The 20,948-nt window shown below is 71.4% G+C and carries 23 protein-coding genes; 16 read left to right on the top strand and 7 right to left on the bottom strand.

Annotated elements, in window-relative coordinates:
- Window positions 1–22: 22 nt before the first annotated feature.
- From ABTY62_RS30860 to ABTY62_RS30840, 5 genes are all read left to right on the top strand, one after another.
- A complete protein-coding gene (locus ABTY62_RS30860; protein WP_352132701.1) occupies window positions 23–1,042 on the top strand; it encodes an aldo/keto reductase in 1,020 nt (339 codons plus the stop codon).
- A 16-nt stretch (window positions 1,043–1,058) separates the two neighbouring features.
- Window positions 1,059–1,430, top strand: coding sequence for a DUF2255 family protein (locus ABTY62_RS30855; RefSeq protein ID WP_352132700.1), 372 nt, complete (start codon window positions 1,059–1,061; stop codon window positions 1,428–1,430).
- Between the two features lie 82 nt (window positions 1,431–1,512).
- Window positions 1,513–2,550, top strand: coding sequence for an alcohol dehydrogenase catalytic domain-containing protein (locus ABTY62_RS30850; RefSeq protein ID WP_352132699.1), 1,038 nt, complete (start codon window positions 1,513–1,515; stop codon window positions 2,548–2,550).
- The gene (locus ABTY62_RS30845) at window positions 2,547–3,320 is read left to right on the top strand and encodes a carboxymuconolactone decarboxylase family protein (protein ID WP_352132698.1); all 774 of its coding nucleotides are present in this window, start codon (window positions 2,547–2,549) and stop codon (window positions 3,318–3,320) included. The genes ABTY62_RS30850 and ABTY62_RS30845 overlap by 4 nt, the downstream gene beginning before the upstream one ends.
- A gap of 56 nt (window positions 3,321–3,376) precedes the next feature.
- Entirely contained in the window at window positions 3,377–3,796 is a 420-nt protein-coding gene (locus ABTY62_RS30840) for a (R)-mandelonitrile lyase (RefSeq protein WP_352132697.1), read from the top strand.
- Here the strand turns inward: ABTY62_RS30840 and ABTY62_RS30835 are convergent.
- Complete coding sequence (locus ABTY62_RS30835) at window positions 3,753–4,490, bottom strand: glutathione S-transferase C-terminal domain-containing protein (protein ID WP_352132696.1); 738 nt, start codon at window positions 4,488–4,490, stop codon at window positions 3,753–3,755. The two genes, ABTY62_RS30840 and ABTY62_RS30835, sit on opposite strands and share 44 nt — an antisense overlap.
- A gap of 788 nt (window positions 4,491–5,278) precedes the next feature.
- Between ABTY62_RS30835 and ABTY62_RS30830 the strand changes: the two genes are divergently transcribed.
- From ABTY62_RS30830 to ABTY62_RS30805, 6 genes are all read left to right on the top strand, one after another.
- Window positions 5,279–6,679 carry a GNAT family N-acetyltransferase gene (locus tag ABTY62_RS30830; RefSeq protein WP_352132695.1) on the top strand — a complete coding sequence of 467 codons (1,401 nt, stop codon included), beginning with the start codon at window positions 5,279–5,281 and terminating at the stop codon, window positions 6,677–6,679.
- Window positions 6,667–7,431 (top strand): amino acid ABC transporter ATP-binding protein, encoded by a 765-nt coding sequence (locus tag ABTY62_RS30825; protein ID WP_352132694.1) that lies wholly within the window; start codon window positions 6,667–6,669, stop codon window positions 7,429–7,431. The genes ABTY62_RS30830 and ABTY62_RS30825 overlap by 13 nt, the downstream gene beginning before the upstream one ends.
- A gap of 58 nt (window positions 7,432–7,489) precedes the next feature.
- The gene (locus ABTY62_RS30820; protein WP_352132693.1) at window positions 7,490–8,464 is read left to right on the top strand and encodes an ABC transporter substrate-binding protein; all 975 of its coding nucleotides are present in this window, start codon (window positions 7,490–7,492) and stop codon (window positions 8,462–8,464) included.
- Window positions 8,465–8,615: 151 nt separating this feature from the next.
- Window positions 8,616–9,233 (top strand): DUF4352 domain-containing protein, encoded by a 618-nt coding sequence (locus ABTY62_RS30815; protein ID WP_352132692.1) that lies wholly within the window; start codon window positions 8,616–8,618, stop codon window positions 9,231–9,233.
- An 81-nt stretch (window positions 9,234–9,314) separates the two neighbouring features.
- Window positions 9,315–9,947: a flavin reductase family protein gene (locus ABTY62_RS30810; protein WP_352132691.1), complete on the top strand. Its 633-nt coding sequence runs from the start codon at window positions 9,315–9,317 to the stop codon at window positions 9,945–9,947.
- 25 nt (window positions 9,948–9,972) lie between these two features.
- The gene (locus tag ABTY62_RS30805) at window positions 9,973–10,626 is read left to right on the top strand and encodes an HAD family hydrolase (RefSeq protein ID WP_352132766.1); all 654 of its coding nucleotides are present in this window, start codon (window positions 9,973–9,975) and stop codon (window positions 10,624–10,626) included.
- 187 nt (window positions 10,627–10,813) lie between these two features.
- Here ABTY62_RS30805 and ABTY62_RS30800 read toward each other — a convergent pair whose 3' ends face one another.
- Complete coding sequence (locus ABTY62_RS30800; RefSeq protein ID WP_352132690.1) at window positions 10,814–11,686, bottom strand: undecaprenyl-diphosphate phosphatase; 873 nt, start codon at window positions 11,684–11,686, stop codon at window positions 10,814–10,816.
- Between the two features lie 138 nt (window positions 11,687–11,824).
- The gene (locus ABTY62_RS30795; protein WP_352132689.1) at window positions 11,825–12,607 is read right to left on the bottom strand and encodes a TVP38/TMEM64 family protein; all 783 of its coding nucleotides are present in this window, start codon (window positions 12,605–12,607) and stop codon (window positions 11,825–11,827) included.
- 371 nt (window positions 12,608–12,978) lie between these two features.
- Here ABTY62_RS30795 and tuf point away from each other — a divergent pair, with 371 nt between their 5' ends.
- The gene (gene tuf, locus ABTY62_RS30790) at window positions 12,979–14,160 is read left to right on the top strand and encodes an elongation factor Tu (RefSeq protein ID WP_352132688.1); all 1,182 of its coding nucleotides are present in this window, start codon (window positions 12,979–12,981) and stop codon (window positions 14,158–14,160) included.
- 78 nt (window positions 14,161–14,238) lie between these two features.
- On the top strand, window positions 14,239–15,084 hold the full coding sequence (locus tag ABTY62_RS30785) for a spermidine synthase (RefSeq protein WP_352132687.1): 846 nt from the start codon (window positions 14,239–14,241) through the stop codon (window positions 15,082–15,084).
- Here ABTY62_RS30785 and ABTY62_RS30780 read toward each other — a convergent pair.
- Both ABTY62_RS30780 and ABTY62_RS30775 read right to left on the bottom strand, forming a co-directional pair.
- On the bottom strand, window positions 15,071–16,402 hold the full coding sequence (locus ABTY62_RS30780; RefSeq protein WP_352132686.1) for an MFS transporter: 1,332 nt from the start codon (window positions 16,400–16,402) through the stop codon (window positions 15,071–15,073). The genes ABTY62_RS30785 and ABTY62_RS30780 overlap by 14 nt on opposite strands.
- Before the next feature lie 91 nt (window positions 16,403–16,493).
- On the bottom strand, window positions 16,494–17,357 hold the full coding sequence (locus ABTY62_RS30775) for a DUF8017 domain-containing protein (RefSeq protein WP_352132685.1): 864 nt from the start codon (window positions 17,355–17,357) through the stop codon (window positions 16,494–16,496).
- Window positions 17,358–17,873: 516 nt separating this feature from the next.
- Here ABTY62_RS30775 and ABTY62_RS30770 point away from each other — a divergent pair.
- Complete coding sequence (locus ABTY62_RS30770; protein WP_352132684.1) at window positions 17,874–18,536, top strand: DedA family protein; 663 nt, start codon at window positions 17,874–17,876, stop codon at window positions 18,534–18,536.
- Between the two features lie 15 nt (window positions 18,537–18,551).
- On the opposite strand, the gene ABTY62_RS30765 is transcribed toward ABTY62_RS30770, so the two are convergent.
- Window positions 18,552–19,106, bottom strand: a complete 555-nt coding sequence (locus ABTY62_RS30765) for a gamma carbonic anhydrase family protein (protein WP_352132683.1) — start codon at window positions 19,104–19,106, stop codon at window positions 18,552–18,554.
- Window positions 19,107–19,241: 135 nt separating this feature from the next.
- Between ABTY62_RS30765 and ABTY62_RS30760 the strand changes: the two genes are divergently transcribed.
- A complete protein-coding gene (locus ABTY62_RS30760) occupies window positions 19,242–19,814 on the top strand; it encodes a helix-turn-helix domain-containing protein (RefSeq protein ID WP_352132682.1) in 573 nt (190 codons plus the stop codon).
- A gap of 64 nt (window positions 19,815–19,878) precedes the next feature.
- On the top strand, window positions 19,879–20,433 hold the full coding sequence (locus ABTY62_RS30755; protein WP_352132681.1) for a YbaK/EbsC family protein: 555 nt from the start codon (window positions 19,879–19,881) through the stop codon (window positions 20,431–20,433).
- A gap of 59 nt (window positions 20,434–20,492) precedes the next feature.
- On the opposite strand, the gene ABTY62_RS30750 is transcribed toward ABTY62_RS30755, so the two are convergent.
- The gene (locus tag ABTY62_RS30750; protein ID WP_311729604.1) at window positions 20,493–20,900 is read right to left on the bottom strand and encodes a CoA-binding protein; all 408 of its coding nucleotides are present in this window, start codon (window positions 20,898–20,900) and stop codon (window positions 20,493–20,495) included.
- Window positions 20,901–20,948 lie beyond the last annotated feature (48 nt).

The raw sequence follows: 20,948 nt of genomic DNA, 5'->3' as shown, positions 1-20,948 counted from the left end.
ACGCGACAAGGAGAACACCTTCATGGACTACCGACCGCTCGGCCGCACCGGCGTGCAGGTCAGCCCGCTCTGCCTGGGCGCGATGATGTTCGGCCCCTGGGGCAACGAAGACGAGGCCGACTCGATACGGATCATCCATCGCGCCCTCGACGCCGGCATCAACTTCATCGACACCGCGGACGTGTACTCCGGCGGGGTCTCGGAGGACATAGTCGGCAAGGCGCTCAAGAACCGGCGCGAAGACGTGGTCCTCGCGACCAAGTTCTTCATGCCGATGAACCACGACGACCCCAACCAGCGGGGAGGTTCGCGGCGCTGGATCATCCGCGAGGTCGAGAACTCCCTCAGCCGCCTGGGCACCGACTACATCGACCTCTACCAGGTCCACCGCCCCAGCCCGGACACCGACGTCGCCGAAACCCTCGGCGCCCTCTCCGACCTCGTGCACCAGGGCAAGATCCGTTACATCGGTTCCTCGTCGTACTCCGGCTCCCAGATCGTCGAAGCCCAGTGGCTCTCCCGGGACCGCCGCCTGGAGCGGTTCGTGACCGAGCAGCCGCCGTACTCGATCCTGGTCCGCGGCATCGAGGAAGACGTCCTGCCCACCGTGCGCCGCCACGGCATGGGCACGCTGACCTACAGCCCGCTGGCCGGCGGCTGGCTCTCGGGCCGCTACCGCAAGGATGCCTCCTCCGGGCCGGCCTCCGCCGCGCGCCCGCAGGCCCGATTCGACATGAGCAGCCCGGCCAACCAGCGCAAGCTCGATGCCGTCGAGCAGCTCGCGCTCCTGGCCGAGAAGGCCGGCCTCTCCCTGATCGAGCTGGCCGTCGCCTTCGTGATCAACCACCCCGGCGTCACCTCGGCGATCATCGGGCCGCGCACCATGGAACAGCTCGAAGCGTTCCTTCCCGCGGCCGACGTCACGCTCTCCGCCGACGTACTCGACCGCATCGACGAGATCGTGGCTCCCGGGGTGACCGTCAACCCCGCCGACAACAGCTACGGCGACTTCGAGCTACGGGCCGACCAGCGGCGCCGCTGACGCGAAAGGAACCACCATGACGGACTGGAACGCCACGGACCTGGAAAAGATCGCCGCGGCGGAGGAGCTCGACCTCGCCTCCGAACGCGCCGACGGCACCCTGCGGCACCCGGTGACCATGTGGATGGTCCGCTCCGGCGACCACCTGTACGTCCGTTCGGTCAAAGGCACCGACGGCCCCTGGTACCGGGGCACGCGCTCCCGTCACCAGGGCCGCATCGACGCCGGCGGCATCCGCACGGACGTCACCTTCCACGCGGCCGGCCCCGGCGAGTACGCCGGCGTGGACGCCGCCTACCGGAAGAAGTACGGGCACTACACCAGCATCGTCGAGCACGTCCTGACCGCTGCCGCCCGCGCCTCCACCCTGCGCCTCGAACCGCGCTGACCCCGAGGGCCGCCCGCACCCGTGCGACGGCCTTCACCCCGGCTCACAGAGCCACCGCAAGTCACGAAAGGCAAGATCTTCCATGCGTGCCACCTTCATGTACGGGCCCCGAGACGTCCGGGTCGAGAACGCGCCCGACCCCCGGATCGTCGAGCCGACGGACGCCGTCGTCCGCATCACCCTGGCCTGTGTCTGCGGCTCCGACCTGCACCCCTACCACTCCATGGACAAGACCGACGACGGCGTGCCGATGGGGCACGAATTCCTCGGCGTCGTCGAGGAGACCGGCTCCGAGGTGCACGGTCTCAAGCGTGGTGACTTCGTGGTCTCCCCGTTCGCGTTCGCCGACAACACCTGTCCGATCTGCCGGGACGGCTTCCAGACCGCCTGCCCGCACGGCGGCTGGTACGGCGCCGGCGGTGTCGGCGGCGCGCAGGCCGAGGCCGTCCGCGTACCCCAGGCCGACGGCACCCTGGTGAAGATCCCCACCGACGTCGACACGGCGCTGCTGCCGTCGCTGCTCGCCCTGAGCGACGTGTACCTCACCGGCTACCACGCCGCCCACATGGGCCGGGTCGAATCCGGCAAGACCGTAACCGTGATCGGTGACGGCGCCGTCGGTCTGTCCGCGGTGCTGGCCTCCCGGCGCATGGGCGCCGAGAAGATCATCCTCATGGGCCGCCACACCTCCCGCACCGACCTCGGCCGGGAGTGGGGCGCCACCGATGTCGTCGCCGAGCGTGGCGAGGAGGGCATCGCCAAGGTGATGGACATGACCGGCGGCGAGGGCTCCCACGTCGTGCTGGAGGCCGTCGGCCTGATGCCCGCCTACGAACAGGCCTACGCCATCGTCCGCCCCGGCGGGATCATCTCCCGCGTCGGCGTCCCGCAGTACGAGGAGGCCCCGGTCGGCTTCGGGTCGCTGTTCGGGAAGAACGCCCAGCTGGCCGGCGGACCTGCTCCGGTGCGCGCCTACCTCGAACCCGCCATCGCGGATGTGCTCGCCGGTCGCATCGACCCGGGCCGGGTCTTCGACGCCGAGGTCGCCCTGGACGAGGTCGCCGACGCCTACCGGGCCATGGACGAGCGCAGCCGGCTGAAGGTGCTGGTGCGCCCGTGACCGCCCGCAAGCCCAACGCCGCCGCTACGGCCGCGCACGAGCGGCTCTTCCCCGGCCACATCTCCACGCTCGCCGTCACGGATCCGGAGCTGATCGAGTACTTCGACAACTTCGCCTTCGACGAGGTCCTGCGCCACACCGGCGACGTCGACGAGCGCACCCGGCTGATGACGCAGCTCGCGGCGATGATCGCCGTCGGCGCGGTGGCCGAGTACCGGGTGATGCTCGGCGCCGCGCTCACCGCCGGCGTCACACCGGTGGAGACCAAGGAGATCGTGTACCAGGCGGTCCCGTACGCCGGGATGGCCCGCGTCTTCGACTTCCTGCACGCCACCAACGACGTCCTGACCGGCCGCGGCGTCGAGCTGCCCCTCGAGGGCCAGTCCACCACCAGCCCGGACACCCGGATGGAACAGGGCCTGGCGGTGCAGAAGAGAATCGTCGGCGACCGGGCCGTGGACGCCATGTACGCGAACGCCCCGGCCGACGAGCAGCACATCCAGCGGTTCCTGAGCGGGAACTGCTTCGGCGACCACTACACCCGCTCCGGCATCGACGTGCCCACGCGTGAGCTGCTCACCTTCTCGATGCTCGCCGCGCTCGGGGGAGCGGACGCACAGGTGAGGGGACATGTCGCGGCCAACCTCCACGTCGGCAACCCCCGTTCCACCCTGATCGCCGTCCTGACCGGCCTGCTGCCGTTCATCGGCTACCCCCGGACCCTCAACGCCCTGGCCGCCGTCGACGCCGCGGCCCCGGTCGACCGCTGACCAGACTTGGCGCTTTGCACGACCCGTACGACCCGCATCACAGCAAGGAGCACCCCATGGAGTTCGTCAAGCCGCAACCCACCGGCAAGGGCCCCGCCGACTGGTTCAACGGCGACGTCTGGTTCGACGTCATCCAGGCCGGCACCGAGCCTTCCCGCCTGCGCGCCAATATGGTGCGCTTCGCCCCCGGCGCCCGCACCGCCTGGCACCACCACGTCGTCGGCCAGACCCTCCACGTCGTGGCCGGGATCGCCCTGATCGGCACCCGTGACGGCACCGTCTACGAGGCCCACCCCGGCGAGACCGTCGCTTGCCCGCCCGGCGAAGAGCACTGGCACGGCGCCACCGAGGACCGCTTCATGCAGCACCTCGCTCTGTGGGAAGGCGGCGCACCCGACGACGACCGGCCCGAGGCCACTTGGCTCGAGCACGTCACCGACGAGCAGTACCGCTCCCCGCGTACCCGCAGCCACTGACTCCCTTCGGGAAGGCCGGGTGGCCGGCGAGGCGGCGTGCGTAGGCGTGCAGCCGGTCGTACCGGGGGACGAGCGGCGCGGCGTCGGAGTGGACCAGCGCCACCCACAGATCCACATCCGCCGCGGTCAACTCCTCGCCCAGGACATACGGTCCGGGCCCGAGCCGACGGTCGAGCAGATCGAGCGCCGCGAGCGACGTCGCGGGGCGGTCGGCCCGCGTGATCCGTGTCTCGATGAGCTCCCCGACGGCGTCGATCTCCGCGGCGAGGGCCGGCGGGCGCAGCCGGGGGAGATGGCCGTGGCCGGGCGTGCTCAAGTGGTCGGCGATGTCGCGGAGGATGTCGGGCGTGTGGTTGCTGACGACACGCCCGCTCCAGCGGTCGCACAGCGCGGGCACGGTCAGCGGGCCGTCGTAGCGGTGCCAGGTGGCCTCGTAGGCCTCGCGCAGGCCCTGGGCGGCGGCCGGGGACGGGAGGCAGACGGTGGTGAGCGAGTCGCGGAGCCGGAGCAGGTCCAGGGTGATCGAGACGCGCAGTGAGCGCGGACAGCCCTGGGAGAGGAACACCTGATAGCGGTGCGGTGCCGGGTAGAAGCCGCCGGCGACATCGACGCCGATGCGGCTGCGGAAGCTGTGGCCGGGGCGGGGGTCGAGCAGCGCCGCCGGTCCTGAACTGCGCGGAATCGTCTCGGGCATGGCTCTCCACGTGCGAAATGGCTGGGCGGGAGGGAGCGGGAGGAAGGGCAGGCCCGGTGTCCGGGCGACCATGGGGCCGCGATCAGGCCGCGATCCGGCCGGGGCTCGATGACCGGTCGTCGTCGACCGGTCTCGGTCAGGCGGTCGGACTCAGGCGGCGCAGACGCGCAGCAGGTCGATGTGCAGCCGCCGGGTGAGGGAGCGAGGGCGGAGCGGGAGCGTCGACTGGAGAAGCCGCCGGGCTTCCCCGCTCATGCCGACAGTCCAGGGCATTTCCACCGGTCCCATCATCGAGGCTCGCGCGTCGCGAAGCCGTCGCCACCAGTGTCGTGGCGCTCCGCGGGGCCGTCAAGGAGCCAGTTGACGGCGGCTCATGGCACGGGCACCCGCCGACGGTCCAGTATGCGACCGGCGGTTGACGTGGCGCGCGATCTCCTGCTGAATGATGGCCATGACTGCCCAGCAGCGTTTGGTCACCCGCGGCCACATCGACTTCGGTCGGGTGTGGTCCGCCACCTGTTGCGCCTGACTCGGCAGCGGACCGCCGAAGTGGTCCACCTCCGCTCGTGACCGTCGCGGTCCGAGCCTTCGCATCGCGCGCTGTTCCCGTGGACGAGCACTGACTCGCGGCCGGACGGCGCCTTGAACCCGTACGCGCGCGCCGCGGCCACGTTGGCGCCGCCGCGCCCGGGTCACCCATGTCTTCTCCCCGCGCCCGCTCCGCGCCCACCTCCCCGAAAGGCCACTCCCATGCCCGTGGAAAGTCCCCGTCCGGCCCGGGAGCACGGATGACCTCCGTCGCGCAACCGCCGCCCTCCCGGCTGAAACCGCCCGAGCTGACGGTCGTCCAGGCCCCGGTGTCCGACCCGCGCGTGCGGCCGTTGCTGCGCGAGCTGGGCGAGGAGTACTCGGCCCGCTACGGCAAGGACGCCCACGCCGAACTCGCCCGCTACCCCGACGAGGAGTTCACCACGGAGCGCGGCGGGGTGCTGCTGCTGTTGCTGGAGCACGGCGAACCCGTCGCGGGCGGCGCCTTCCGCCGGTACGACGAGAACACGGCCGAGCTGAAGCGGATCTGGACGCACTCCGGGCATCGACGGCGCGGCCTCGCCCGCCGGGTCGTGGCCGAGCTGGAGCGCGAGGCGGGCGCCCGGGGTTACCAGCGGATCTATCTGACCACCGGGCCGCGTCAGCCCGAGGCCCGCGGGCTGTATCTGGCCACCGGCTACACCCCGCTGTTCGACACCGAGGCCGACCCGGAGACCATCGGCCCGCTCCCGTTCGAAAAGCGCCTCACCGACCGACACGAGAATCACGACGCTGACCACGACGACCTGGCCTCGCTCAAGGTCGTGCCCACCCGCCACTACGCCCGCTGGGCCGCGGCCCTCGCCGTCCTGGTCCTCACCGCCCAGTTCCTCCACGGGCTGGTCACCAACCCCGTCTGGCAGTGGCGGGTCTTCGGCGAATACGTGCTGTCCGAGACCATCGTCACCGCCGTGGGGGTGACGCTCCAGCTGACCGCCTACTCGATGCTGCTCGGCTTCGTCCTCGGCACGGTGCTGGCGTTCATGCGGCTGTCGGCCAGCCCTGTGCTGCGGACCGTGGCCTGGACGTACGTCTGGATCTTCCGCTCCATCCCGATGATTGTCCAGCTGGTCTTCTGGTTCAACCTGGGCGCCCTGTACCGGCAGTTGGGCATCGGCATCCCCTTCGGCCCGGTGTTCTGGTCCGTCAGCAGCAACGACCTGATCGGCACCATCGGCGCGGCCCTCATCGGCCTGACGCTCCACCAGGCGGCGTACTGCGCCGAGATCGTCCGCGGCGGTGTCCTCTCGGTCGACCGGGGCCAGCTGGAGGCCGCGGCGGCGCTCGGCATCCCCAGGCTCCAGCAGATCCGGCGGATCGTCCTGCCGCAGGCCATGCGGGCCATCCTGCCCACCGCGGGCAGCGAGATCATCAGCCTCCTCAAGGGCACCTCGGTGGTCTACGTGATGGCCATCGGCGAGCTCTTCTACCAGGTCAAGGTCATCTACGGGCGCAACGGCATGGTCATCCCGCTGCTGATGGTCGCCACCGCCTGGTATGTGTTCCTGACCTCCGTGCTCTCGGTCGCGCAGTACTACGTCGAGCGCCACTTCGCCCGTGGCGCCGAGCGCACCCCTGGGAGGCGGTCATGGGTGAGGTGATGGTGGAGGTGCGCGGGGTCCACAAGAGCTTCGGGCCGCTGGAGGTGTTGCGCGGCGTGGACCTCCAGGTGCGCACCGGTGAGGTCACCGTGGTCCTCGGCCCGTCCGGATCCGGGAAGTCCACGCTGCTGCGCACCATCAACCACCTGGAGAAGGTCAACCGCGGCTGGATCAGCATCGACGGCGAGCTGATCGGCTACCGCAGATCGGGAAACCGGCTGTACGAGCTGAAGGAGCGGGACGTTCTGCGGCAGCGCACCCATATCGGGTTCGTCTTCCAGGACTTCAATCTCTTCCCGCACCTCACCGTGGAGGAGAACCTCGTCGAGGCCCCTGTCTCCGCGCTCCGCCGCCCGCGCAAGGAGGCCGCGGCGAGCGCCGCCCGGCTGCTGGAGCGGGTCGGGCTCGCCGACAAGGCGGGCGCCTACCCACGGCAGCTCTCCGGCGGACAGCAGCAGCGGGTGGCGATCGCCCGCGCGCTGGCCCTGGAACCCAAAGTGCTGCTGTTCGACGAGCCCACCTCGGCACTCGACCCGGAACTGGTCGGCGAGGTCCTGGATGTGATCAAGGACCTGGCGCGGACCGGCACCACGATGATCGTGGTGACCCATGAGATCGGCTTCGCCCGTGAGGTCGCCGACACGGTGGTGTTTATGGACGGCGGTGTCGTCGTGGAGCAGGGTCCGCCCGCGGCTGTTCTCGACGCCCCGCGCCACGAGCGCACCCGCGCCTTTCTCTCCAAGGTCCTGTGACCGGCCCTGGCCCGGCCCTCGCCCGCATCCCCGTATTCGTAGAGCAAGGAGATCCACCATGCCCACCCGCCGCTTCGCCACCGCCGCCCTCTCACTCGCCGCGGCCCTTGCCCTCGCCGCCTGCGGCAACCCCTCGGACGGCGGCACGACCGAGGTCGCGGCCAAGGACGGCACCCGTACGAAGATCAACCTGAGTGCGGACCAGAAACGCATCACCACCCCCAAGGTGGACTCCATCGCCGCGCAGGTGCCCGCGGAGATACGCAGGAGAGGCACCCTGGAGATCGTCGACTCCTCCGACTCCGCCGCGCCGCTGACCTTCTACGCCACCGACAACAAGACGATCATCGGAGTGGAGCCCGACCTCGCCTATCTGGTGGCCGATGTGCTGGGCCTCGAGCCGCACATCAACACCGTGTCGTGGGAGAACATCTTCGTCGGCCTGGACAGCGGCAAGTACGACGTCGGCTTCAGCAACATCACCGACACCGAGGAGCGCAAGGAGAAGTACGACTTCGCCAGCTACCGCAAGGACGACCTGGCCTTCGAGACGAAGAAGGGCAGCGGCCTGAAGGTCACCGGGCCCAAGGACGTGGCGGGTAGAACCGTAGCGGTGGACACCGGCACCAACCAGGAGAAGCTGCTGGTCGAGTGGAGCGAGGAGAACGTGAAGGCCGGCCGTGAGCCGGTGAAGATCAAGTACTACCAGAACCAGAGCGACACCTACCTCGCGCTCGCCTCCGGCCGGATCGAGCTCTTCCTCGGCCCCAACCCGACCGCCGCCTACCATGTGGCCTCCGCCGGGCAGACCGAGATCGTCGGCACCTACTCCGGCGCCGGCGCCACCCTCCAGGGCCTGATCGCGGCCACCACCAAGAAGGACAACGGACTGGTCAAGGCGGTGAACTCGGCGCTCAACGAGATCATCGACAACGGGAGCTACGCGAAGGTGCTGGGGCGCTGGGGCCTGTCGGCCGAGGCCATCGAGAAGTCGGAGATCAACCCGCCGGGCCTGCCCAAGACCAATAAGTGACCGATCCGGGGCGCGGGGCCGCACGGCTCTCGCGCCCCACCCCGGTTTGGCACCGTTCAGTTACGGAACGAACATCCCAAGCACACTGTTGTGTACAAGAATTTGGGGATGTCGCCACCGATCTGATTTCACGGTATGTACGGGGGATTCCATGCACCGTTCCATCGCTGCCGCCGCGGCGGTCGTCGCGCTCACCGCCGCTCTCACCGCATGTGGGGGTTCGGACGGGGACGGCGACAAGGCCGGGTCGACGAAGGGCACCCACTCCAGCGCCGCCGCCGAACCCGGCGGTGAGAAGTCGCCGGAGGCCGCGCCAAGCCAGGCGAGCTCGACGGCCGGCAAGCTCGGCGACACCCTCTCGCTCGTAGGAATCGTGGGCCTGGGTGAAACGACCGCGCCCACGGCCGACATCACGCTGAACAAGTTCGTGGACAACGCGAAGTCCCAGGGCGCCTACTTCGAGGCCGCCGACGGAAACCGCCTGGTCGCAGCGGAGTTCACGATCGTGAACACCGGCAAGGCCACCTACAGCGACGCCCCGTACACCCCGCCGACGGTCGTCGACACGGCCGGAACGGCACACAACGGCAAACCCGGGGATCCCACCGACGGCGAGTCCCTGAGCATCACGATGGCTCTCTCGCAGGGGGAACGGGCCACCGGCTGGGTGATCTTCGAGGTGCCGAAGAGCGCGAAGATCGCGAGCGTGACGTGGCAGATGGACCGCACAGGGCTCGACCCGGCACGCGTCGGGACGTGGACCCTCTAGAGGCGCCCCTTTCCCCACAGGACGGATGAGACCGCGAGCCGCCCTTGGGATGGGCCGCCGTATGTGCGGATACTGGGCGGTATGCGAATTGAATTCGATCCCGACGCTGTAGGTCGCACTCCCTTCTACAAGCTGCTGACCTCCGTGGTCGTCCCCCGGCCGATCGCCTGGGTGTCCACCGTCTCGGCCGCCGGGACCTGCAATCTGGCGCCGCACTCCTTCTTCACGGTCGCCTGTGTGGCCCCGCCGATCGTGCAGTTCACCTCCGTGGGGCGCAAGGACTCGCTGCGCAATGTGGAGGAGACCGGGGAGTTCGTGGTGAACTTCGCGCCCGAGCAGCTGTTTGAGCAGATCAACGAGACGGCGACGGACTTTCCGCCCGAGGTCGGGGAGTTCGAGGCGGTGGGCATCGCGCGGGAGCCGAGTCTGCGGGTGAAGCCGCCGCGGGTGGCGGCCTCGTCGGTCGCGCTGGAGTGCGAGCTGCACAGCACGGTGCGGCTCGGGGACTCCACCGTGGTGTTCGGCCGGGTGGTGCACGCCGCCGTCGATGAGCACGTCATGGACGACGGCCACCCCGAGGTGACCAGGCTGCGTCCGCTGGCCCGGCTGGGCAAGGACGAGTGGGCGACGCTCGGGGATGTGCTGGAGCGCCCCCGGATCCGGTACGCGGACTGGGAGGGCGGCGCGGGCGGCGGCGCGCGGAGCGGCATGTAGGGCGCGCTGCCCCGTGCCCATGCCCATGCCCATGGCGATCGTCTTCGACATCGGCTCGACTCTGGTACGTGAGGACCGGTACTGGGCGTCGTGGGCCGACTGGCTGGGGGTTCCCCGGCATACGTTGTCCGCGCTGGTCGGCGCGGTGGTGGCGCGGGGGCGGGACGACACGGAGGCGATCCGGCTCGCACGGCCGGGGGCCGATGTGCGGGCCGAGTGGCGGGCGCGCGAGGCGGCCGGGCGGGGGGAGCACCTGGAGGAGGCGGATCTGTATCCGGACGTGCGGCCGGCGCTGGACGCGCTGCGGGCGCTCGGGGTCCGGGTCGCCGTGGCCGGGAACCAGACGGAGCGCGCGGGTGAGCTGCTGCGCGCGCTGGAGCTGCCGGTGGACGAGATCGCGACCTCGGCTCGATGGGGCGTGGCCAAGCCCGATCCCCGCTTCTTCGGCCATGTCATGGAGCTGGCCCGGGCCGCGCCCCACGAGACCGTGTACGTGGGCGACTACCCGGCGCTCGATGTCCGCCCCGCCAAGGCCGCCGGGCTGCGGGCGGCGCATCTGAGGCGCGGACCGTGGGGGTGTCTGTGGGCGGACTCGGCCGACGCGGCCTTGGCGGACTGGCGCGTGGACTCGCTGACCGAGCTGGTCCGGGTGATCGGGGCGGCGCGGAGCGTTGGGTAAGGCTCGCACGGGGTGTGATGAATTCGCACCCCGTGTGATCAGAGTGCATGCATATATCTACCGCACACCCTCCCGCGCCCCGCGGCGTGGTGGTTGAGTCTTCATACAGCCCGCTCAGGTGCGCCAGGCCTGGGCGAAGGGGCCGCCGGACTCCTCCCTCCTCGGCCGGCGGCCCACCCCCAAACGCTCAGCCCGCGGACTCGGCCGCGTGCGCGCTCAGCACGCCGAGCGCGACGAGCGCGAACACCACAATGCCCAGCAGCACCCGGTAGACCACAAACGGCATGAAGCTCTTGGTGGTGATGAACTTCATGAACCATGCGATAACCGCGTATCCCACAACAAAAGCGATAACCGTTGCGAAGATCGTCGGGCCCCACGCCGTGTGGCCGTCCGAGGCGTCCTTCAGCTCATACGCTCCGGAGGCCAGCACCGCGGGCACCGCGAGCAGGAACGAGTAACGGGCCGCCGCCTCGCGGGTGTAGCCCATCAGCAGACCGCCGCTGATCGTCGCGCCGGAGCGGGACACGCCCGGCACCAGCGCCATCGCCTGGCAGAAGCCGAAGATCAGACCGTCCTTGATACCGAGCTCGCGCAGTGTCTTGCGCTGTACGGGGGCGCGGTGCTTGCCGCCCTTCTCGTCGCGGGCCGCCCGCCAGTCGGCGAAGCCCAGGATGAGGCCCATCACCACCAGCATGGTGGCGGTGAGCCGCAGATCACGGAACGGCCCCTCGATCTGGTCCTTGAGGGTCACGCCGAGCAGGCCGATGGGTATCGAGCCGACGATCACCAGCCACCCCATCCGGGCGTCATGATGGCCGCGCCACTCCTTGTTGAAGAGCGAGCGGAACCACGCCGAGACGATGTTGGCGATGTCCTTGCGGAAGTAGATCAGCACGGCGAGCTCGGTGCCGATCTGGGTGATGGCCGTGAAGGCGGGCCCGGGGTCGCTCCACCCCGCGAAGGCGGCGGTGAGCCGCAGATGGGCGCTGGAGGAGATCGGCAGGAACTCGGTCAGCCCCTGGACCAGTCCGAGAATGAATGATTCGAACCACGACATCGCGTCTACTATCCAAAGCCTGATCATGCACTGACCGGCGCAGCGGCGGGTCAGGCGGGGTGGCCGACGGGGAGGACCGGCCGCTGTGGATCAGCGCCGGTCGTCGGGGCAGCGTACCGTCCCCGGGTAAGAGGCCTACTAATGCCCTTGCCTTCCGGCCATGGGCGGACCCGGTTCGGCCGGTGTCGGCTCGGCCCGGGTGGTGTCCTGAACCGTTTCGCGTGTGCCGCCCAGCCGGCCCCGCCTGCGCCACGCCATGACGCATCCCACGAGCGCGGGCACCGCGATACAGGCCAGCGCGGCCAGGAACACCGGCGAGGTCGGGGTGGTGGCGCGGCTGCCCGCCACCGCGTACGCGGCGGTGTTCGGCACACTGCCGAGGGCGGTCGCCAGCAGGAACGGGACCCAGCCCATCCGTGACACGGCGGCACAGTAGTTCGCGGCGGCGAACGGTACGCCCGGGAACAGCCGGATCGCCAGCATGGACCGGAAGCCGTGCCGGCTCAGCTGCCGGTCGGCCGCCACCAGCCAGCGGGCGCGCAGCAGCGGCCGCAGCGCGTCCTGGCCCAGCAGCCTGCCCAGACCGAAGGAGATCCCGGCGCCCAGCACCGTCCCGGCCACCGCGGCGGCCAGCCCGGTCGAGGCCCCGAACAGCGCGCCCGCCGCCAGGTTCAGCAGCGGCCGCGGCACCAGGGCCGCGGCACACCCCCCGTACGCGAGCGCGAAGATCACCGCGGCCGTGCCGCCGGACAGCTGCGGCGGCCACCCCTCGGCCAGCAGCCGGTGCGGCTGCCACGCCCAGACCGCGCCCGCGGCGCCCGCCAGCAACGCCACCAGCAGGCACAGGCGCAGCCGCGGCGAGAGCAGCGCACGGGCGCGGCGCTCGGCCGGTGTGGCGGGCGGGGCGGCGACATCCAGCATCGAAGGAGCGTATCCGAAGCGGTCCTTGGGCGGCTCCGCGGCCGTCCCCCGGCGGTCGGCCGCCGTTCGCCGCCGGGCCCGGCGACGAAGAACCAGGCGAGGAAAAACCATTCGACGGGCGCCCCCCGATACGCGACGATCAGCGGTATGTTCCGGCAGTCCTTCCTCGTGACGACGTCCGCAGTCGCGGACGCGCCGAAGGCTGCCGTCCTTCAGGTCGCACCTCCGATCGCCGCATGCGCGTCCGCCTGCGTCGACGGCGCCCGACTCTGACCCTCCTCGGACACCTCCGACGGGACCCCGCCAGGGGAGGGTCGGTCCGGCCCTGGGGTCCTCCTTTCAGCGTCGCTGTTCCGAGGAGGAACGGATCCATGTCCAAGCAGGCCTATCTGCGCACCAAGCCGCATCTGAACATCGGCACCATCGGCCATGTCGACCACGGCAAGACCACGTTGACCGCCGCCATCACCAAGGTCCTCAGCGAGCGCGGCGCCGGCGGCACCTACGTCCCCTTCGAGCGCATCGACCGCGCCCCGGAGGAGGCGGCGCGCGGCATCACCATCAACATCGCGCACGTCGAGTACGAGACGGACACGCGCCACTACGCGCACGTCGACATGCCCGGCCACGCCGACTTCATCAAGAACATGGTGACGGGTGCGGCCCAACTCGACGGCGCGATCCTGGTCGTCTCGGCGCTCGACGGCGTCATGCCGCAGACCGCCGAGCATGTGCTGCTCGCCCGTCAGGTCGGCGTCGACCACATCGTGGTCGCCCTCAACAAGGCCGACGCGGGCGACTCCGAACTCACCGACCTGGTCGAGCTGGAGGTGCGCGAGCTGCTGTCCGCGCACGGCTACCCCGGCGAGACCACCCCCGTCGTACGGGTCTCCGGGCTGCGCGCGCTGGCCGGGGACCCGCGCTGGACCGGCTCCATCGAGGCCCTGCTCGACGCGGTCGACACCTATGTGCCGATGCCGGTGCGCTACACCGACGCCCCGTTCCTGCTCCCGGTGGAGAACGTCCTGACCATCACCGGGCGTGGCACGGTCGTCACCGGCGCCGTCGAGCGCGGCACGGTCCGCGTCGGCGACCGCGTGGAGGTGCTCGGCGCCGACACCACCACGGTGGTCACGGGCGTCGAGACGTTCGGCAAGCCGATGGAGTTCGCCGAGGCCGGGGACAACGTGGCCCTGCTGCTGCGCGGTGTCGCGCGGGACGCGGTGCGCCGCGGCCATGTGGTCGCCGCCCCCGGCAGCGTGGTGCCCCGGCGGCGCTTCACCGCGCGGGTGTATGTGCTGTCGGCGGCGGAGGGCGGCCGGCGCACACCGCTGTCCAGCGGCTACCGTCCGCAGTTCTACATCCGCACGGCCGATGTGGTCGGCGATGTCGACCTCGGCACGACGGGCGTGGCCCGGCCCGGTGACACCGTCACCATGGACATCGAGCTCGGGCACGCGCTGCCGCTGGAGTCCGGCCTGGGCTTCGCGATCCGCGAGGGCGGCCGCACGGTGGGCGCGGGCACGGTGACCGCGGTCGCGGACCAGAGTTGAGAACACGGCCGCCCCGATACGCCGCCACGGCGCACCGGGGCGGCCGGAGCCGCGCGTTCCACGCGGCACAATGCGAGCGTGGACGAGCCGATACCCGTGATCAGGGACGTGGACCGGGGCACCGCCAAGCTGATGCCGGACGTGGACCGGCCGCGCGCCTGGCTGCTCACGGTGGACGGCTCCCCCCAGTCGTATGTCGACCTGGACGACCCCACCCACCTGGAGTTCGAGTACGCGCGGCGGCTCGCCCACGTCCTGGAGCTCACCGGAGCCCCGGGCACCCCGCTGGACGTGCTGCACCTGGGCGGCGGCGCGCTCACCCTGCCGCGCTTCGTGGCGGCCGTCCGCCCCGGCTCGCGCCAGGAGGTGATCGAGGCCGACGGCGGGCTGCTCGATCTGGTCGCCGAGCGGCTGCCGCTGCCCGCCGGCGCGGGGATCGCGGTGCGCCGGGCGGACGCCCGTACCGCGCTGGAGGCCGCCCCCGGCGCGTCGGCCGATGTGATCGTGGCCGATGTGTTCGGCGGCTCGCGCGTCCCCGCGCACCTCACCTCCGTCGAGTACGCGCGCGCCGCCGCCTGGGCGCTGCGGCCGGGCGGCCACTACGCGGCCAACCTCGCCGACGGCGCGCCCTTCACCTTCCTCCGCTCCCAAGTGGCCACGCTCCAGGCGGCCTTCGCCCAGGTGTGCCTGATCGCGGAGCCCGCGGTGCTGCGCGGCCGCCGGTTCGGCAACGCGGTGCTGGTGGCCTCGGACCGCGAACTCCCGATCGACGGCCTGGCGCGCCGCACCGCCGCCGACACCTTCCCCGCGCGGGTCGAGCACGGCGCGGCGCTGGAGCGCTTCGTCCGAGAGGCCGCGCCCGTCCGGGATGTGGACGCGGTGCCCTCGCCCGAGCCGCCGGGCGGCGCCTTCAGTATCGGCTGACCGGCTCCGTCCCGTCCGGCTCCCTGCCGTCCGGCCGCGTCCCCTCCGGCTCGCCGGGGCCGCCCTCCGCGACGGGCGGGGGCCCGGCGGTGCGTCGCCGCAGCTGCCGTACGTCCGGCACCGCCAGCACGGCCAGGGTCAGCAGCACGATCAGCGCCGAGCACCCCCACAGCGCGGCGGTGCGGCCGAAGGCGCTCTCGGCCGGCCCGGCGAGCGCCGTGGCGATCGGGACCATGGACACCGAGCCGAACCAGTCGTACGAGGCGACCCGCGACAGCTTGTCCTGCGGTATCTCCTGGTGCAGCGCGGTCATCCAGGACACGCCGAACACCTCGATGGAGACCCCGCCGGCGAACATCACCGCGCACAGCGCGGGGACGGGCAGCGGGACGGCGAGCGCGGCCGAGGGCAGGGCGAACGGGAACACGCACACCGTGCCGACCAGCAGCAGCCGCCGTGGCTTCCAGCGCGTCATCAGCAGCCCGCCCAGGACGGTTCCGGCGCCGTATGCGGCGAGCGCGAGCCCCCAGGGCCGCGCACCACCCAGGTGTTCCTCGGCGACCAGCGGCCCGTACACCGCCTCGGCCGCCGCCACCACGGCGTTGACCACCGAGAACTGCACCACGATGCCCCACAGCCAGGCCCGGCTCGCCACCTCCCGCCAGCCGTCGCGCAGATCCCGCAGCAGCCCGCCGCTCTCGCGCCTGGCCACGTGGTCGACGTCGAGGAAGGCCCGCATGAGGCCCGCGAGGGCGAAGGCGGCGGCGTCGACGACCAGGACCCAGCCGGGGCCGACGGCCGCGATGAGCGCGCCGCCGAGCGCCGCGCCGCCGATCTGCGCGCCGTGCGTGCCCATCCGGAACACCGCGAAGGCGCGGCTGGCCTGTTCGCCGTCCACGCTGGAGAGCAGCATGCCCTCGGCGGCGGGGGAGAAGAACGCCTGCCCGGTGCCGCCGAGCGCGGAGAGCAGGGCCATCTGCCACAGCCGTGCCTCGCCGGACAGCACGAGCGCGGCGAAGGCGGCCTGGGACAGGCAGTTGAGGGTGTTGGCCGCGACCATCACGCGGTGGCGCGGCAGCCGGTCCGCGATCGCGCCGCCGATCAGCAGGAAGACGACGAGCGGGACGGTGCGCGCCGCGGCGACGAGGCCCACGTCGCCGCCGTCCCCGCCGGCCTCCAGGACCGCGAACGCCGCCGCGATCAGGGCTCCGGCGTTGCCGAGGCCCGTCACCACGGCGGCGGCGGTCAGCAGGCTGTAGTTGCGGCCGGCCCAGGCGGGGCGGTGTGGTCGCCGGCGTGCGGTTGAAGGGGTAGTCACCCGCGGACTATCCCCGGGGGCGAGCCCCGGCGCCAAGCGGATTTCAGCCGGATCGGCCCGGAAGCCGAATCGACGGGGGAGCCGGACCGGCTCAGGAGGTGGACTTCAGCGGCCGCAGCGTGCTCATGATCTTCTTGATGGTCTCGTCCGGGACCTCGTCCTTGACGCCCTTCGCCGCGTAGAGGACCCAGGTCGCGAAGTCGCCGTTGATGTCCGTGTACGTGACGGTGAACGACTTGCCGTCCGACGAGCACTTGTCGGTCTTCTTCACACCGGTGACGGTGGCCGAGGAGGAGTAGCCCGTGATGCCGTGGTCACTGGTGAACTTCTTCGGCTTGGTGTACTTGAAGGTGCCGGTCTTCTCCTGGTCGAAGACGGCGTAGACCCAGTTGAGCGCCTCGTTCTTGGCGGCCTCGGCCTGGGTCTTCGCGCCCTGGGCGCCCTTGGTGCCCGTTCCGGCCAGGGGGCTGGAGCCGGTGAGGCCGGTCTTCTTGTCCTTGACCGTGCAGTTCTCCCTCTTGTAGTAGGCGGGGCCGGTCATCGAGATGATCGGCTTGCCGTCCTTGGAGTACGAGCTCAAGGTGTCGGGCGACGCCACATACCAGCCGGCGGGGACGTCGAAGGCGTCGTGCCGCTTGGGGTTGACGACCGTCTTCCAGCCGGGGATGACCGGCTTGGCGGTCACGCCCGCGCGCGGGTTGTCCTCCTCCTCGCTGTCGCCGTCCTGAGCGGGTGAGCTCGCGGAGGAGGGCGCGGTGGCGGAGGGCTTCTTGTCGGTCTTCGCCTCGTCCTTCTTGCTGTCGTCCTTGTTCAGCACGAACACGGCGGTCACCCCGGCGGCGGCGACCACCGCCACCGCCGCGACGACGGCGATGACGGCCGTGCGGTTCTTCTTCCGCGGTGGCTCCGGCGGGCCGGGCTGCGCGGCGGGGCCGCCCCAGGCCTGCGTGGGCATGTCATACCCCGGCTGCGGCTGCCCCTGCGGCGGGTACTGCCCCTGTGGTGGGTACTGCCCCTGCGGCGGCTGTGGCTGCGGGGCCGGCGGCTGTGGCGGCTGGGGTTGCTGCGGCTGCCCCTGCTGGGGCTGCTGATAAGGATTCGGCTGGTGGTAACCCGGCTGCTGGTACGGGTTCGGCTGGTGATACCCCGGCTGCTGATAGGGGTTCGGATCTTGCGGATTCGGCTCGCCCCCGGGCGGCTGCTGTCCTGGCCACATGGCCAGTAACGATAAGGGGGACCAGGGGCGACGGCTATGGCCACCCCTCGGTGCGACCGCCCCCGCCGCGTTCGGCGACCGGCTCTCGCACGCCGTGCCGCTCAGCGGGAACCGGGACGGCCCCGCAGGCCATCTCCAGGGGAGGGAGCGTCGCACGTGCGATGTGGCGAGCCCGCGCTGATTGAGTAGGCTTCCCGACGTGCGCCGAATCGGCGCACGCCGGGAAAAGTCCGGCCGTCTGGGGAGGAACCGGCGTTGCATATCGAGGAATGGCTCGAGACCGTACCCGCGGTCAGCGTCTATCTGCTGGTCGGCCTGGTCATCGGCCTGGAGAGCCTGGGCATCCCGCTCCCCGGGGAGATCATTCTCGTCAGCGCGAGCCTGCTGGCGGCCTCCCAGGACCACATCGATCCATACATTCTGGGCGCCTCCGCCATCGCGGGCGCGGTCATCGGCGACTCGATCGGCTATCTCATCGGCCGGAGGGGCGGCCAGCCGCTGCTGAACTGGCTGGGCCGGAAATTCCCCAAGCACTTCAGCGCCGAGCATGTGGCCACTGCCGAGCGATATTTCCACAAGTGGGGCATGTGGGCGGTCTTCGTGGGCCGCTTCATCGCGCTGCTGCGCATCTTCGCCGGCCCGCTCGCCGGATGTCTGCGCATGCCCTACTGGAAGTTCCTGATCGCCAACGTGCTGGGCGGCATCGTCTGGGCGGGCGGCACCACCGCGGTCATCTACTCGGTCGGCAAGGTCGCCGAGGACTGGCTCAAGCGCTTCTCCTGGCTGGGCCTGGTGGCGGCGCTGCTCTTCGGCCTCGGCTCGATGCTCGTGATGAAGCGGCGCGCGAAGAAGGCCGAGGCGGCCAGGCGCGCCGAGTCCGGGGCGGCCGAGCCGGAGCCCGTCCCGGCCGCCGACTGACCCCGCCCGGTCCGCTCAGGCCCGCCGCTCCCGGTCCTCGCGCTCCAGCGCGGCGTCACGGTGGTGGCGGGCCAGCTCCGTATAGCCCGCCGCGTTCGCCCGGATCCCCTCCCGCTCCTCCTCGGTCAGCTCCCGCCTGACCTTCGCGGGCACCCCCGCGACCAGCGAGCCCGGCGGCACCTGCATCCCCTGCGGGACCAGCGCCTGCGCGGCGACCAGGGAGCCGGCGCCGACCCGGGCGCCATTGAGAACGGTGGCGCCCATGCCGACCAGCACATCGTCCTCGATGACACAGCCGTGCAGCACCGCGTTGTGGCCCACCGACACCCGCTCGCCGACGGTGGCCGGGAACCCCGGATCGGCGTGCACCGTGCAGTTGTCCTGGATGTTGCTCCCGGCCCCCACGCTGATCGTCTCGGTGTCGCCGCGCAGCACCGCGTGATACCAGACGCTCGCCCCGGCGCCCAGCGCCACATCGCCGATCACCACGGACGTCGGGGCGGTGAACGCCTCCGGGTCGACCTTCGGCTCCTTGCCGCCCACACCCGCGATCAACGCCCGCTCGGCCATGGCCCACTCCCTGGTGTCATCCGTCGCCGCCGCACCGTACGGCGCCGAGTGGCACGGTAGCCCCCGGAGGCCCGCCGTACAGTGTGATGGACGTTGGAGTGCACCACACCATTCAGAATATTGGACGGACGGATCGTGACGGACCTCGACCAGCTCACCCGGGCCCTCGCACGCAACCTCAGACGCCGACGCAATGAGCGTGGCTTCACCCTCGACGCCCTCGCGGCCCGCTCCGGGGTCAGCCGCGGCATGATCATCCAGATCGAGCAGGCCCGTACCAACCCGAGCGTCGGCACCACGGTCAAGCTCGCCGACGCGCTCGGGGTGGGCATCACCACCCTGCTCGACCAGGAGCGCGGCCCCCAGGTGCAGCTCGTCCCCGCCGAGCAGGCGGTGCGGATGTGGTCCACCGACGCCGGCAGCCACGGCACCCTCCTGGTCGGCGCGGAGGCGCACGGCCCGCTGGAGATGTGGGAGTGGCGGCTGATGCCGGGCGAGGGCAGCACGTCGGACCCGCATCCGTCCGGCACCTACGAACTGCTGCACGTCACGGTGGGCGAGGCCACCCTGACCGTCGGCGACGAGACCTATCCGGTGCCGGCCGGCTCCTCGGCGGCCTTCGAGGCGAGCGTCCCCCACGGCTACCGCAACGACGGCACGGAGCCGGTGGTGATGACCATGACCGTCTCCGTGCCGCCGGCGCGCTGAGGCGCCGGGCCGCGAGCCGTGCGGGCGGCGGATCGGGCCCCGGACGCGCTGCTAACTTGACCACATGAGTACGCCGATGGACGCCTTCGACGATGCCCGTCCCGCCGTCGAATGCCTCGACCTGCTGACCGCGCCGGTGGCCGACGCCCTGCGCGCCTGGCGCGGCCCGCTGCCCGTGGAGCAGGTGCTGTACGTGGACACCGACCCGGACATGGCCGACACGGCCGCCATCGTGGATCACTACGGGGCCTGGCTGCTGGAGCAGTCCGCGAACTGTGTGGTGGTCGCGGGCAAGCGGGGCGGCGAGGTGACCCTCGCCGCGTGCGTGGTCCTCTCCCACACCCGCGTGGACGTCAACGGCGCGGCGCGCCGCCGGCTCGGCGCCCGCAAGGCCTCGTTCGCACCGATGGACACGGCGCTCGGGGAGACCGGCATGGAGTTCGGCGGCGTCACCCCGATCGGCCTGCCCGCCGGCTGGCCGCTCCTGATCGACGCGGCCGTCGCCGACACCCCGTACGTCCTCATCGGCAGCGGCAGCCGCCGCGGCAAGCTCATCCTGCCGGGCAAGGCGCTCGCCGCGCTGCCGGGAGCGGAGGTCCTGGAGGGCCTCGGGGTCTGAGCCCCGGGCGCCTGGCCGCTGCTTCGGAGGCGGCCCGGCGCGGGGCGGCCGCCGCGGGGTCAGGCCAGCCGGGGGATCTCGATGGCGGGGCAGTGGTTCATCACCATGGCGAGCCCCGCGCCGCGGGTGCGCTCGTACGCCGCCTCGTCGACCACCCCCAGCTGGAACCACACCGCCTTGGCGCCGATGGCCACGGCCTCGTCGGCGACCTGGCCCGCCAGCTCGCTGTTGACGAACACGTCCACGACGTCCACCGCGAAGGGGATGTCGGACAACGACGCGTAACCCTGCTCCCCGTGCACCGTCTCGGCCTTCGGGTGCACGGGGACGATCCGCTTGCCGTACCGCTGGAGCACCTCCGCGACCCGGTACGCCGCGCGCGACTGGTTCGAGGAGAGCCCCACTACCGCCCAGGTGTCACCGAGCTCGGTGAGGATCTCGCGGATCTCCGCCGGATCGCCGTACACGCCTGCCTCCTGCTTGGACATCGTCTGGCCGGATGGTCATCTGCGTTC

The sequence above is a fragment of the Streptomyces sp. NPDC097640 genome (assembly GCF_040302705.1).
Lineage (GTDB): Bacteria > Actinomycetota > Actinomycetes > Streptomycetales > Streptomycetaceae > Streptomyces.
The sequence above is the reverse complement of the archived record's forward strand: the minus strand, read 5'-3'. Positions and strand labels throughout refer to the sequence as shown.